General features: G+C 75.1%; 12 protein-coding genes. 10 read left to right on the forward strand and 2 right to left on the reverse strand.

All coding sequences use genetic code 11. From position 1 onward, the window contains the following. Window positions 1-17 precede the first annotated feature (17 nt). The 9 genes from D7223_RS12845 to D7223_RS12885 are packed head-to-tail and all read left to right on the forward strand — an operon-like array spanning window position 18 to window position 9,542. Window positions 18-1,196 (forward strand): inositol-3-phosphate synthase, encoded by a 1,179-nt coding sequence (locus D7223_RS12845; protein ID WP_120728526.1) that lies wholly within the window; start codon window positions 18-20, stop codon window positions 1,194-1,196. After that, the gene (locus D7223_RS12850; protein WP_186832203.1) at window positions 1,193-2,119 is read left to right on the forward strand and encodes an HD domain-containing protein; all 927 of its coding nucleotides are present in this window, start codon (window positions 1,193-1,195) and stop codon (window positions 2,117-2,119) included. The genes D7223_RS12845 and D7223_RS12850 overlap by 4 nt, the downstream gene beginning before the upstream one ends. Beyond that, window positions 2,116-3,264 carry a class I SAM-dependent methyltransferase gene (locus D7223_RS12855; RefSeq protein WP_202864636.1) on the forward strand — a complete coding sequence of 383 codons (1,149 nt, stop codon included), beginning with the start codon at window positions 2,116-2,118 and terminating at the stop codon, window positions 3,262-3,264. The genes D7223_RS12850 and D7223_RS12855 overlap by 4 nt, the downstream gene beginning before the upstream one ends. 4 nt (window positions 3,265-3,268) lie before the next feature. After that, window positions 3,269-4,255, forward strand: a complete 987-nt coding sequence (locus D7223_RS12860) for a Gfo/Idh/MocA family protein (protein ID WP_120728528.1) — start codon at window positions 3,269-3,271, stop codon at window positions 4,253-4,255. Window positions 4,256-4,257: 2 nt separating this feature from the next. Next, window positions 4,258-5,085 (forward strand): hypothetical protein, encoded by an 828-nt coding sequence (locus D7223_RS12865; protein ID WP_120728530.1) that lies wholly within the window; start codon window positions 4,258-4,260, stop codon window positions 5,083-5,085. After that, on the forward strand, window positions 5,082-6,566 hold the full coding sequence (locus D7223_RS12870) for a YcaO-like family protein (protein ID WP_120728532.1): 1,485 nt from the start codon (window positions 5,082-5,084) through the stop codon (window positions 6,564-6,566). The genes D7223_RS12865 and D7223_RS12870 overlap by 4 nt, the downstream gene beginning before the upstream one ends. Then, complete coding sequence (locus D7223_RS12875) at window positions 6,563-7,432, forward strand: sugar phosphate isomerase/epimerase family protein (RefSeq protein ID WP_120728534.1); 870 nt, start codon at window positions 6,563-6,565, stop codon at window positions 7,430-7,432. The genes D7223_RS12870 and D7223_RS12875 overlap by 4 nt, the downstream gene beginning before the upstream one ends. Then, on the forward strand, window positions 7,429-8,670 hold the full coding sequence (locus tag D7223_RS12880; RefSeq protein WP_120728536.1) for a glycosyltransferase family 4 protein: 1,242 nt from the start codon (window positions 7,429-7,431) through the stop codon (window positions 8,668-8,670). The genes D7223_RS12875 and D7223_RS12880 overlap by 4 nt, the downstream gene beginning before the upstream one ends. A gap of 56 nt (window positions 8,671-8,726) precedes the next feature. Further along, entirely contained in the window at window positions 8,727-9,542 is an 816-nt protein-coding gene (locus D7223_RS12885; protein WP_120728538.1) for a PIG-L deacetylase family protein, read from the forward strand. Window positions 9,543-9,643: 101 nt separating this feature from the next. Here the strand turns inward: D7223_RS12885 and D7223_RS12890 are convergent, their stop codons facing one another. Continuing rightward, window positions 9,644-10,516 (reverse strand): hypothetical protein, encoded by an 873-nt coding sequence (locus tag D7223_RS12890; RefSeq protein WP_147252497.1) that lies wholly within the window; start codon window positions 10,514-10,516, stop codon window positions 9,644-9,646. A 157-nt stretch (window positions 10,517-10,673) separates the two neighbouring features. On the opposite strand from D7223_RS12890, the gene D7223_RS12895 reads away from it, so the two are divergent. Further along, window positions 10,674-12,416: an RNA polymerase sigma factor gene (locus D7223_RS12895; protein ID WP_120728541.1), complete on the forward strand. Its 1,743-nt coding sequence runs from the start codon at window positions 10,674-10,676 to the stop codon at window positions 12,414-12,416. 58 nt (window positions 12,417-12,474) lie between these two features. Here D7223_RS12895 and D7223_RS12900 read toward each other — a convergent pair whose 3' ends face one another. Then, window positions 12,475-13,224: a DUF6069 family protein gene (locus D7223_RS12900; RefSeq protein WP_120728543.1), complete on the reverse strand. Its 750-nt coding sequence runs from the start codon at window positions 13,222-13,224 to the stop codon at window positions 12,475-12,477. Between the last annotated feature and the right edge of the window lie 3 nt (window positions 13,225-13,227).

The raw sequence follows: 13,227 nt of genomic DNA on the forward strand, positions 1-13,227 counted from the left end.
TCGAATCGGGAGGCGGCATGACGGGGCAGCGCATCGGGGTCGCGGTGGTCGGACTGGGTGGCGCGGTCGCGACCACGGCGATAGCGGGAGTGGAGTTGTTGCGACTGGGCATGCGGGACATGTCGGGACTGCCCCTGGCACACCGCACCGACCTGGTGCCGTACGAGTCGATGGTCTTCGGCGGTTGGGACCTGGCGCCGGACGACCTGGCCAAGGCGGCGCACCTGCACCGCGTGGTGGAACCGGCGCAGCTCGACACCGTCGCCGGGCCGTTGGGGCAGATCCAGCCCTGGCCCGCCGTGGCGGACCCGGCGTACTGCCGCAACGCCACCGGGGCCAACGTGGTGCCGATCGGGCCACTGCGCGAACGGGTGGCCCACCTGCGCGGCGACCTGGACCGGTTCCGGTCCACCCAGGCCGCACAGCGGGTGGTGGTGGTCAACCTGGCCTCGACCGAGGCCCGACCGGACCTGGCGTCGCCGGTGCTGCGGAGCCTCGACGGGTTCGAGGCGGGGCTGGACGCCGACGACCCGGCCATCACCCCCGGTCTGCTGTACGCGTACGCGGCGATCCGGGAGGGCTGCCCCTACGTCAACTTCACGCCCAGCCTGGGCGCCGACGTGCCGGCGCTGCTGGAACTGGCCGAGCGGGAGGGTGTGCCGGTCGCCGGCAAGGACGGCAAGACCGGTCAGACGCTGATCAAGACGGTGCTCGCCCCGGCGTTCCGGTCCCGGGCGTTGACCGTGGAGGGCTGGTACTCGACCAACATCCTGGGCAACCGGGACGGGCAGATCCTGGACGATCCGTCGTCGCTGGCCAGCAAGCTGGACACCAAGGGTTCGGTGCTCAACCAGATCCTCGGCTACGACGTGGACGACCACGTGGTCCGGATCGACTACTACCGGCCGCGTGGTGACGCCAAGGAGGCCTGGGACAACGTCGACCTGATCGGTTTCCTCGGGCAGCGGATGCAGCTCAAGGTCGACTTCCTGTGCCGGGACTCGATCCTCGCCGCGCCGCTGGTGCTGGACCTGGCGCGGCTCATGACGGAGGCCGCCCGCCGGGGTTCCAGCGGCGCGCAGGAGCAGTTCGGCTACTTCTTCAAGGCTCCGGTCACCCGGGACGGTCGGACCCCGGAACACGCGCTGCACGCGCAGGAACGGGTGCTGCTGGACTGGCTGGACGCGCCGGCATGACCACCGCGTTGGCGGCGCCACCGGTGGACCGGCTGGCCGCCGTGACGCCCACGCTGCGCCAGGTCGGCGACCTCAAACGGGTCCGGGTCGCCCACGCCGAGGGCTCGGTGGCCGAACGGTCGTTCGCGCGGTCCTGGGCGGCGCTGGTGGGTGGCGCCGACCCGGCCACCGTCGCCGACCGCGAGTGCGCCGCCGCGCTGGCCGGAGCCCGCCTCGGTGGCGTCGACGCGGCGACCCTGCTCGCCTGCGGCCTGGACGCCACCGAGGTGGAGACGGTCCTGGCCCGGGCCGTCGACGAACTGGTCGGCTCCCTGCACCCGAGCACCGGCCGCCGGGTCCGCGCCGCGCTGCCGCGGCTGGTCACCCCGGGTGAGCCGGACGTACCGGTTCCGCCGTTCGTGACCGCGCTGCGCCGGCAGCCGCGCGCCGGTGCCACCGCCGCGGGACGGCCCCGGCTGGTGGTCGAACCGGCCGAGAACCACGCCGAGCACTGCTGGGCGGTGGCCGTGTACGGCGCGCTGCTCGCCGACGACACCGGCGCCGACCCGGCGGAGGCGTTCCTGCTCGGCCTGGCCCACCACCTGCACAACGCCCGGCTGCCCGACGCCGGGTTCGCCGGTGAACTGCTGCTCGGCGCGTACCTCGAACCGATGACCAGCAGGCTCACCGACGGGGAGTTGGCCGAGTTGCCCGCCGGGCTGGCCGCCCGCGTCACCGCGACGATGGCGTCGCGGGTGGACGCGGAGACCCCGCTCGGGCGTACCTTCCACGCCGCGGACGTGCTGGACCGGGTGCTCCAGGTGCACCATCACGCCCGCGCCGCCGCGTTCACCGTCGAGCAGGCCCTGGTCGACCTGGCGCTCGTGCACGACGGTCCGGTGGTGGACTATCACCGGGCGGTGCTCCGGGCGGCCGGGCTGTGACCGCCGTACGGGCGGTGCCCGCCGGCACCGCGATCGCGTGGCGCGGACCCGACGGCACCCCCCTGCGCGCCGACACGCCCCACACCCTCACCGACGGCGTGCGCCGCTGGCCGGTGGTGGAGACCATCCCCTGGCTGCGCCCGGATCGGGACGACCTGCGGGAACGGGCGGTGGCCGCGCTCGACGCGGGGGATCCCGACCAGGCCGCCGTGGTGCTGCTCGCCGACGCCGACGACTGGTGGGACGGCGAGCCGCCTGCGGCGGCACAGCTCCGGGCCGCGCTGCGCGCGACCAGCCTGCGCGAGGCGGTGGACCTGCTCCGGCTCGGCCGGGTCGGGGTGTACTTCCTGCATCGCTGGTCGGATCCGAGCTGGTTGGCGGCGCTGTCGCTCACCGCCGCGCACCCGCCGAACGGGCGGCCGGTGGTCGATCTGGCCTGCGGTGCCGGGCACCTGCTGCGGCACCTGGTCGCGCACGGCCAGGCCGAGGCGACCGGCGTGGACGTGGTCTTCGCCAAGCTGTGGTTGGCCCGCCGGTTCGTGCTGCCGCCGGGCGCGCCGGTGGCGCTGGTGTGCGCCGACCTGACCGCCGCCTGGCCGCTGCCGCCGTCCGCGGCGCCCCGGCACGTGGCCTGCCACGACGCCCTGTACTTCCTGCCGGACAAGGCCGCCGTGGTGGCCGCCGCGCTCGCCTGTGCCGGGCCCGGGGGAGCGGTGCTCCTGGGTCACCTGCACAACGCGCGGCACCCGTCCGGCACGGCGGGGCTACCGCTGCCACCCGAGGGCTGGACGGCCCTGCTGCCGGGCGCCGACGCGTACGCCGAGGAGGAACTCACCGTGGCGGCGGTCGCCGGGCGGCTGCCCGCCGCGGCCGACCCGGCCGCGCTGGCTCGCACCGAAGCCGTCGGCCTGGCCCGGGACGCCGCCGCCGCGCCGGCCGACCCGGCCCTGCTGCGGCCCGCCCCGGCGAGCCCGTTGCGACCCAACCCGCTCTACACCGACGGAGTCCGCCGCTGGCCCGACCCGCGGTGGGCGGCCGAGTACGGCGAGCGGGCCGCCGCGTACCTGCCGGAGCGCTGGCCGGCGACCCCGGGCCCGGACGCGCCGCGCCGCCGCCTCCTGCTCGACCTGCCCGAGCGGTGGTGAGGAGGTGGACCCGGTCGGGTGGGGGGTGGTCGGTTGCGGCTGGGTGGCCCGCGACCACGTCGCCCCGGCCATCCGCGCCGCCGGGCACCGGCTCGTGGCCGCCTGCGACCGGGACCCCGCGGCCGCCGGTGGGCTCGCCCCGGAGCGGCTGGCCACGGCCGACCTGTACGAGTTGCTCGATCACCCGGAGGTCGAGGCGGTGCACGTCGCGACCCCCAACGACACCCACGCCGACGTGGTGGTGGCGGTCGCCAAGGCCGGACTGCCGGTGCTGTGCGAGAAGCCCCTGGCCGCCGACGTGCCCGACGCCCGGCGGCTGGTCGACGCGGCCGGTGGCGTACTCGCCGGTGCCGCCTTCGACCAGCGGTTCCACCCCGCCCACCGGCGGATCGCCGACCTCGTCGCCGCCGGTGACCTCGGCACGGTGACCGCCGTCCGGATCGTCTACGGCTGTTGGCTGCCGCCGCGGTGGAGTCCGGACGGTCGGCCGCACGACAACTGGCGGGTCGACGAGGCCCGCTCCGGCGGCGGGGCGCTGGTGGACCTGGCCCCGCACGGTGTCGACCTGGTCGGCGTGCTGCTCGGTGACGACCTGACGGAGCTGACCGTACGGACCCAGCGCCGGGTGCATCCCTACCGGGTGGACGACGGGGCGCTGGTGGCCGGGGTGACCGGGGGTGGGGTGCTGGTGCAGGCGCACGTCTCGTTCAACACCGCCGATCCGCTGCCGCGACGCCGGCTGGAGGTGGTCGGCACCGCCGCGCAGCTCGTCGCCGTCGACACCCTCGGCCAGAGCGCCGGCGGCACGCTGACCCGCCTCGACGCCGCGACCGGAGCGGCCACCGAGGTGCCCTTCGACGCCGCGGAGAGTCCGTTCACCGGGCAGGTGCGCGCCTTCTCCGCCGCCGTACGGGGGGCCGGCTGGCCGTGGCCGCTGGCCCGCGACCTGCGCCTGCACGAGTTGCTGCACACCGCCGCCGAGAGGAGCTGACCGTGCCCCTGTCTCCGTACGCCTGCGCGAACTGCGGCCACTGGCAGCGCTGGTTCGCGCCCCCACCGTCCTGTCCGGTCTGCACGGACGTGCGCAACGCGCTGCCCGAGGACGGCTGGCGGTTCCTCTCCGCCGAGGAGGTGGCGGTCGGGCGGCGGGCACGGTCGGCGGTGGTCGCCCCCGGGGTGACCGGCTACTGGTGCGAGCCGCAGCTCGGGCTCGGCAGCACCGGCTGGGTGATCGAGACCGACGCCGGTCCGGTCGGCTGGGAGGCGGCCGGCTGGTACCCCGCCGAGGCGCTCGCCGACCTGCGCGCCCGCGGCGGCCTGGTCGCGCTCGGGGCGAGCCATGTGCACGGGTACGGCGCGCTCTGGCAGCTTCAGGACGAACTCGCCCCGCCGGTGCTCGCCATCGGTGTCGACGATCTCGGGTGGACCAAGGCGTTCCAGGTGACCTGGCCCACCGACGACCGGCATCCGCTCGCGCCGGGGCTGGTGATGTACCGCAGCGGTGGCCACTTCCCCGGACACAGCGTGCTGCACGACGAGCGGCGCGGCATCCTGTTCGTCGGTGACCTGATCAAGGTGGAGCTGGCCGGTGACCAGCCGACCGCCCTCTCCTGCCACAAGGCCTTCCACGCGCAGATCCCGCTCTCGCACGCCGAGGTGGGACGGGCCCGTGAGCTGGTCGAGGCGCTCGACTTCGACGCGGTCGCCACGCCGTTCGAGTACGCCGCGCCGGTCTCGCGCAAGCAGGTGCTCGCCCTGTTCGACCGTCAGCTGCGGGGGCAGCCGACGGCCGGGCCCATACCGATCGAGGAGTTGACGTGACCCGAGCCGTCGAACCGCGTACCCCCACCGTCTCCGCGTCGTCGGTGGCCGACCGACTCGCCGACGCCCTGCCCGCCGGCGAGGTCGGTGACTTCGACGTGTCCGGCCTGGACCGGATCGGTCTGCCGGTGGTCTCCGCCGACCACCTCGGCGACGGTTGGCCCCGGGCCGCCGCGGTGGGCTACGGCGCCACCGTCGAGCAGGCGCGCACCGGCGCGTACGGGGAGCTGGCGGAGGCTTTGTTGCTGCACGGCCAGCTCCGGGCGATGGTGCCGCACCGGGCCTCGTACGCCGAGCTGCGCGCCGAGCGGGGCGCCGCCGGCGTGGTGGATCCCCGGTCGTTGGTGCTCCGCGCCGGGACGGTCGTCGACGACGACGAGCCCCGCTCCTGGCTGCCGACGGTGCGCTGGCGCACCGGCGAGACGGTGCTGGTGCCGGCGGAGTTCTGCGCCTCCGCCGGTGAGGACCTGCCGTGGCAGGACCCCGCCGAGCGACTCGTCCCGGTGATCACCAACGGGTCGGGCGCCGGTGACACGGTGCAACGGGCCGTCGCACACGGCCTGCTGGAGCTGCTGCAACGCGACGGCAACACGACCGCCTTCCGGGCCATGGACGCGGGCGTGGTGATCGACCTCGACGACGTCCGGGACCCGGTGACCCGGGCCACCCTGGACCGGCTCCGGTCCGCCGGCATCGACGTGGTGCCCAAGCTCGCCTCCACCGGGTTCGGCCTGGTCGACGTGCACGTCGTCGGTGTCGACCGGGAACCGGAGACGCCGCCGCTGGCGGTCACCGCGTGCGGGGAGGCAGCGCACCCGGACCGGGAGGCCGCGCTGCGCAAGGCGCTGCTGGAGTACGTCTCGTCCCGCTCCCGCAAGGTCTTCTCGCACGGACCGCTGGAGCCGCTGCGGCGGCTCACCCCGGAGGCGTACTGGCGGCGGGAGTTCGCCCGGCCGGCCGAGTCCCAGGAGACCCGGGCGTTCACCGCGATGCGGGAGTGGACCCACCTGGACGGCGGGCAGCTGCGGGCACTGCTGGAGCCCGTGGTGCTGGCCCGGCGCAGCACCGTGCCCTTCACCGCGTTGCCCACCGTCGCGCCCGGAAGCCTGGACGACCCGAGCGCGCTGCTGGCCGAGCTGCTGCACCGGCTGGCCGACTTCGACGTGCTGGTCGTCGTCGCACCCGGCGACGGGGCGGTCGCGGTCAAGGTGATCGTGCCCGGCCTGGAGGCGGAGACCATGTCGTACGGGCGGATCGCGGCGCGCGGCGTGGAGCGCCTGCTGGAGCGGGACTCACCGCTGGTCGGGCTCGGGGCGCCCCCGCACGACGGCGCCGCGCCGGTGGTCCTCGACCCGGCGGGCCGGGAGCGGCTGGGCGGCGACGCCTGGCTCGACCTGGCCGGTATCGCCCGAACCGTCGGCCCGCTCTACCCGCTCTACCGGGAACCGAGCCGGCACGTCGTGGCCCGGAGTGAGCGATGAGCCTGCGCTACGCCTACAACACCAACGGGCTGACCTCGCACCGGCTCGACGACGCGCTCGCCCTGCTCGCCGACTGCGGCTACGACGGCGTCTCGCTGACCCTCGACGTGGCCCACCACGACCCGTACGCGCCCGACCTGGCCGGGCGCACCCGCCGGCTGGCCCACCGGCTCGACGCGCTCGGCCTGGCCAGCGTGGTCGAGACCGGTGCGCGATTCCTGCTCGACCCGCGGCGCAAGCACCATCCGACGCTGGTCTCGCCGGACGCGGGAGACCGGAGCCGGCGGCGTGACTTCCTGCGTCTCTGCGTCGACGTGGCGGTCGGGCTGGGCAGCGAGGCGGTGTCGTTCTGGGCCGGCGTGCCGGAGCCGGGCACCGACCGCGACCGCTGCTGGCACTGGCTCGTCGAGGGAGTCCGCGACGTCGTCGAGTACGCGGACCGGCACGGCGTGACCTGCGCCCTGGAGCCGGAGCCGGGAATGCTCGTGGACGACTGCGACGACTGGGCCCGGCTCGCGGCCGACGTTCCCGGCCTCACCCTGGCCCTGGACACCGGACACTGCCTGGTCTCCGGCCGGTACGATCCGGCCGCCGCGGTCCGCGCGTTCGCGGCCCGGCTCGGCGCGGTCGCCGTCGAGGACATGCCCCGCGGCCGGCACGAGCACCGCGCCCCCGGCGAGGGAGACCTGGACTTTCCCGCGGTGCTCGGCGCGTTGACCGAGATCGCCCATCCCGGTCTGGTCAGCCTCGAACTCTCCCGCGACGCGCACCGGGCCGACACCGTGGTGCCCGCCGCGCTGGCCGCGCTGCGCCGCGCCGAGCAGCGGTCCACCCGGTCCGCCGGGCTGAAGGCCGGCGTCCGATGAGGATCTGCTTCGTCTCGCGCCGCTACTGGCCGGCGGTGTCCGGGATGAGCGCGTACGCCGAGAACCTGCTCCGGCACCTGGTCCGCGCCGGCCACGAGCCCACCCTGGTGTCCCAGTACCGGGGCGACCCGGCGGGCCGCGCGGTGTACGGCGGCGGCCCACCGCCGCCGGACCGGGTGCCCGCCGGAGTCGAGGTGCACGCCCTCCAGGCGCGCGGGGAACAGGCCGTGTGCCGGGGCGGGCCGGCGGACTTCGAGGCGGACGTCGCCGAGATGACCGACACCGTGCTGCGGCTGCACGCCCGCCGGCCCTTCGACGTGCTGCACGCGCAGTACGCCTACCCGAACGGGCTGGCGGTGCTCCGGGCCGCCCGGGTGGCCGGGCTACCCGCGGTGGTCTCCGTGCAGGGCGGCGACGGCCACTGGGTCGGCACCTGCTGTGCCACCCATCGGGACCTGGTCCGGGCCGTCTTCGCGCACGCGCCGGCACTGCTGATCGGCTCGCCGTCGTTCGCCGCCGAGGTCTGCCGGCGGCACGAGCTGGATCCGGCCCGCTTCACCGTCGTACCCGGCGCCACCGACGCCGAGCGGTTCGTGCCGGTCGCGTCCCCCGGCCGGGTGTCCGACCCGGCGGTGCTGCTCTACCACGGCCGGATCGACGCGCGTAAGGGCGTACTCGACCTGCTCGACGCGGTCGCCAAGCTGCGTGCGGACGCCGTGCCGGTCCGTCTGCTGCTGTCGGGCATCGGCCCCGACCTGGACACCGTCGCCACCCGGATCACCGAGCTGGGCCTCGCCGACGTGGTCGAGCCGCTCGGCGCCGTGCCCTACGAAAGAGCCCACGAGGTGTACGCCCGGGGGGAGATCTTCGTCAGTCCCACATACGCCGAGGGCTTCTCCAACACCATCCTGGAGGCGATGGCCAGTGGCCTTCCGGTCGTCTCCACCGATGTGGTGGGTGTCCGCGACTGCGTGCGCTCGGACGAGAACGGGCTGCTGGTGCCGGCCGGTGACCCGGCGGCTCTCGCGGCGGCCGTCCGTCGGCTGCTCGACGACCCCGCGCTGCGCCGTCGGCTCGCCGGGCGGGCCCGCGCCGACGTCGAGCAGCAGTGGAGCTGGCCGGTGGTCGCCGGCCGGATCACCGCCGTCTACGACGGGTTGCCCACGACCGTGCCGGAGATTCCCGACCCGCCGGTCGACCCGACCTGCCGCTTCCGCGCGGCCCCCCACCTTCTGTGAGCGCGAGGAGTGAGCCGGTCCTGCGAGCCCCGCAGTCGCGATCGACGGGTGGGCCGGTGAGCGCGAGGAGTGAGCCGGGGCTCGCGGTGGCGGTCAGCCCGCACCTGGACGACGCGGTGTTCTCCGTCGGTGGCACCCTCGCGGCGCTGGTCACGGCGGGTTGGACGGTACGGGTGGTCACCTGCTTCACCGCCAGCGTGCCGGACCCGTCGCCGTTCGCACTGGCCTGTCAGCTCGACAAGGGGTTCCCGGCCGACGTCGACTACATGGCGCTGCGCCGGGCCGAGGACGACACCGCGTGCGCGCTGCTCGGGGTGGAGCCGGTGCACCTGCCGCTGCCCGAGGCGCCGCATCGCGGTTATCCGGACCCGGCCGCGCTCTTCGCCGGAGTCCGCGCGGACGACCGGGCCGCGGCCGCGCTCGCGCCGGCGCTACGCCCGCAGCTGGCGGACGCCGATGTGGTTCTCGCGCCGCAGGCCCTCGGCGACCACGTCGACCACCGCATCGTCACCGAGACGGTCGCGGGCCTCGCCCCGGACAGCCTCTTCTGGCGGGACGTGCCGTACGTCGACCGACAACCGGCGGCGTCGCCGTGGCACCGCGTGCCCGCGGGAGTCGAGGCGGGCGTCGACATCAGCGATCAGTTGGCGGCGAAGGTGGCGGCCGCCGGCAGCTACCACAGCCAACTCGATTTCCAGTTCGGCCGGACCGGGGTGGCGCCGCTGCTGCGGAACCTCGCCGTCGTGGAGGCCGCCCGGCTCGGCCTGCCGGGTGTGGTCGAGGCGCTGCACGGCCGCCTGGACCGTCTCCGGTCGATCGGCGCGATGCCACCGGTGCCCGATGTCGCCGCTGGTCACCGACCTGACTCGTGACGGTGTGGACTCCGGCGCGACGCCGGCCCCTTCCACGCGTGGGAAGGGGCCGCGTGCCGGGTGGTCCCGCACCGGACGCCGGCGCGGGTTCACCCGGCGGGTCAGCTCGCGCAGACCGCGTACGCCCGCACCTTCCAGGTGTCGCTGAAACCACTCTCGTCCTCCGCCGCGCGGACGGTGACCGTATTCGACGCCGTGGCCCGCATCTCGGTGAGACGCACCTGGCCCTCGCCTCCGACGATCTCACCGCCCACCCCGTGTACGGTCTTGCCCGCCGGGCAGGTGGCCGTCACCGACTGGGTGCTGGTCGAGCTGTACGAGCTGTCGGTGATCACCCGCTGCTCGCCGGGCAGCGGGTCGACGCAGATGACGGTGGCTTCGACCGTCCAGTTGCCGGCGATGCCGTTGCCGGTCTCGACACCCGCCACCGTGACGCTGTTCTGCGAGATGCGCAGGTCCTCCAGGATCACCTCGCTGACCCCACCGCCGAGAGCCGCTCCGCCACCGCCGATCGCGCGCTTGCCCACCGGGCAGAACACCTCCCGGAACTTCGGGCTGATCGAGTTGCTCACCGAGCTGCCCCAGACGGTGGTCAGGCCCGACGGCGTCGGGGCGCAGAGCGCGCTGGCCGTGATCGACCAGTTGGCGGCCAGGCCGGTCGGGTCCTCCCGGCCGGTGACCGAGTACACGTTGGAGCCGGCCACCGGCAGCATGATGTCCATGCCCACCTGCCCGGCGCCCGAGGCGGAGACCAGGCCGCCGCCACCGATGACCCTCGTGCCGGTCGGGCAGGTGGCGTTCTGCGTCTTCGCGACGCTGTTGCTCGGGCCGAGCGAGTTCACCCGGACCAGGCCGGGCACCGCCGCGACCGGTCCGGTGAGTGCCACCTGACCCAGCACGACGGCGCTCAGGGCGATCCCGCCCGCGGTGACCATCCGACGCGACCAACGGGTGCGGTTCGGTCCTTCTCGCATGGTGTCTTCCTCTCCTGGATTGTTTCGGTGACGAGGTGTTCTGGTCGGTGCGTTGACACCGGTAGGAGAGCGTCGGGGTCGGGATGCCAACAGAAAGACCCGAAGGAAAAAAATCGCGGCTCTACTGGACCCGTCGACGAGCAGCGGGGGGCACGGGATGGACATGCCGGCACAGGACGACACCGCTCTGGTCGAGGCGGTGCGCCGCGGTGAGCGGGCCGGGCTGGAGGGCATGTACCGCCGGTACGCCGACCGGTTGTACACGTACGCCCGGAGCGTGCTTCGCGAACCGGAGGCCGCCGCGGACGCCGTCCACGACGCGTTCCTCACTGCCGGTCAGCGCATCGGTCAGCTCCGTGAGCCCGCCCGACTGCGTCCCTGGCTGTACGCCATCGTGCGCAACGAATGCCACCGGCAGCTCCGGGATCGGTCCCGGTCCCTGCCACTGGAGAAGACCGACGAGCCGGTGGCCGACATCGCAGACCCGGGGACCGGGGTCAACGCCGAGCAGGTGCGCGACCTGGTGCACGCGGCGGCCGACGCGCTGAACCCGGGCGACCGCGAGGTGGTCCACCTGGCGATCCGGCACGACCTGTCGTCCGCCGACATCGGCGCGGCCCTCGGGGTCCCCGCCAATCACGCGCACGCCCGCCTGTCGCGGGCCCGCTCACAGCTCGAACGAGCGATGGGCGCACTGCTGGTGGCCCGAGCCGGGGCCCGGGACTGTCCCACGCTCGCCGGCCTGATCGACGGTTGGCAGGGCCGGCTCACCCCTACCCTGCGCAAACGGGTCTCCCGGCACATCGAGGGCTGCGCGGTGTGCGGACTGCTCCAGCGGGAACAGTTCAGCCCGGCCGCGCTGCTGTCGGCGTACACGGCGCCGGCCTTCCTGGCCATCACCGACGCGGCGTGGCCGAGGCTGGCCGGGGCCGACGCGACCGATGCCCCGGGCGACGCGGCAACGGGCTCGGAGTCGGATCGGCCGGCCGGCGAGTCGACCCCGGCATCCGATCCGGCGACCGACCCGGTGGCGGACGTTCTGGCGCCCGGTCCGGCGGCAGCGGGCGGGGAACCTTCCGGACCCGGGGAACCCGGGCCGTCGGACGGGCTCACCGCCCCCACCGGTGGTGCGCCGGTTCGGGACGGTGGGGCTCCGCCAGGTGAACCGGCGGTATCGGGCGGCGCGAGGGTGGCGCGGCGGGTGGCGGCCGCCGCGCGGACGACCGCGCGAGCGGGCCGCGACCGGCGGCGTCGCCGGGTGGGTGTGACGTCGGCTCTGCTGGTTCTCCTCGCCGCGCTCGGTTCGTGGGCGCTGGCACCGACCCGCCCGGCCGCCGTGCCGAGCGGCTCCGGGCAACCGGTCTCCGGGACAGCCGGCACCCCGGCTCGCGCCCTGGCCGGCACTCCGGCCGCACCCGCGGTCGCGCCGCGGTCGTCCGGCACGCCTACGGCGGCCCGTACCCGGGCCGCCGCACCGCGGCCACCGGCCGGTTCCACCGAGCCGGGGCCTGCCGCGCCCGCCGCGCCGGAGGTCAGGTCGGGTGGCACCGCGCCCGCGCCGACTGGCACCGCGCCCGCGCCGACGATCGCGCCTCGGCCGGTCGCCGCGCCGTTCACGGTTTCCGCCACCGCACGGGTGCGGTGCGGTGCCCAGACGTACGCCGTCGTGGTGCAGGCCACCGGCAGTGCCACGCTCGTCGGTGCCGAGGTCCGCTGGGCAACCGCCGGGGGCAGGACCGCGACCCGCGCGATGACCGTTGACGGTTCGACCGCCCGGGTCACCGTCGGGCGGCTGCGCGCGTCGGCGATGACCTGGTCGGTACGGGCAACCTCGATCGACGGTCGCACGGCGCAGAGCCCCACCTACCCGGTCGCCGACCCGTGTGTCCGGCCCGGGTAGCCGGGACAGCGCGGCCTGCCGGCCACCCTGGTCGGCGTGTTGTCCGGGCGCGGAACCGTCAGTCGCTGCGGGTGCGCAGGCTCCGCGTCAGGGCGGGGATCATCACCGCCGCGGGGACGAGGTGCAGCCCGAGGAGGGCGGTGATGGTGGCGGTGTCCGCCCCGGAGATGAGGGGCGGGACCAACGAGATCGCGGTCAGCGACGCCGCCGTCCACCCGAAACGCTCGGCGGGGCGGGCACTCCAGCGAAGGAGGGCGGCGGCGATGACGACGCCCACGACCGAGAAGAAGCCGGTCACCACGGCGAACCCGGACAACGGGATCGTCTCGCCCCCATCGGGAATCTCGAAGTCGACGCCGACGGCCTTCGCCGACGCGGCGGCGAGGGTGGTGGCCACCACCGCTGCCAGCGTGGCGATCACGCCGGTGCCGGCGAGCCCACGTAGTCGGTGGGGGCGGCTGGTCCGGCCCGGTGCCGGGCCGGTGACGGCCCCGGTGTCGTTCATGCTGTTCATGTCGTTCCTCCATGGTTCGGCGACTGACGCGGGGGGTGTTGTCGATCGGCGGGTGCCGGTCCTGGTCCCGGGCGTGACGATGCGTACCCGCGCGGTGCGGCGGTCGGGGTTGCGCAGGGCGCGGACGCCGGTGCCGCGCAGCCAGAACCCGGCGTCGCGTCCGAGGACCGGTCCGGGCTCGCCGTCGCGCAGTTCCAGTTGCACCCGTCCACGGGTGACGACGCCGAACGCGTCGGTCCACTCCGCCGCGACCACCGGGACACGCGCGCCACCGCGCAGCGCGAGCGTCCGCACCGG

The sequence above is a fragment of the Micromonospora endolithica genome (genome assembly GCF_003626595.1).
In the GTDB taxonomy this organism is placed as follows: Bacteria; Actinomycetota; Actinomycetes; order Mycobacteriales; family Micromonosporaceae; genus Micromonospora; species Micromonospora endolithica.

What these genes read in the sequence shown, in the direction of transcription:
- D7223_RS12880 (WP_120728536.1), top strand. Translation starts at nt 7,429, where the DNA reads ATGAGGATCTGCTTCGTCTCGCGCCGCTACTGGCCGGCGGTGTCCGGG.
- D7223_RS12845 (WP_120728526.1), top strand. Translation starts at nt 18, where the DNA reads ATGACGGGGCAGCGCATCGGGGTCGCGGTGGTCGGACTGGGTGGCGCG.
- D7223_RS12895 (WP_120728541.1), top strand. Translation starts at nt 10,674, where the DNA reads ATGGACATGCCGGCACAGGACGACACCGCTCTGGTCGAGGCGGTGCGC.
- D7223_RS12875 (WP_120728534.1), top strand. Translation starts at nt 6,563, where the DNA reads ATGAGCCTGCGCTACGCCTACAACACCAACGGGCTGACCTCGCACCGG.
- D7223_RS12890 (WP_147252497.1), bottom strand. Translation starts at nt 10,516, where the DNA reads ATGCGAGAAGGACCGAACCGCACCCGTTGGTCGCGTCGGATGGTCACC.
- D7223_RS12850 (WP_186832203.1), top strand. Translation starts at nt 1,193, where the DNA reads ATGACCACCGCGTTGGCGGCGCCACCGGTGGACCGGCTGGCCGCCGTG.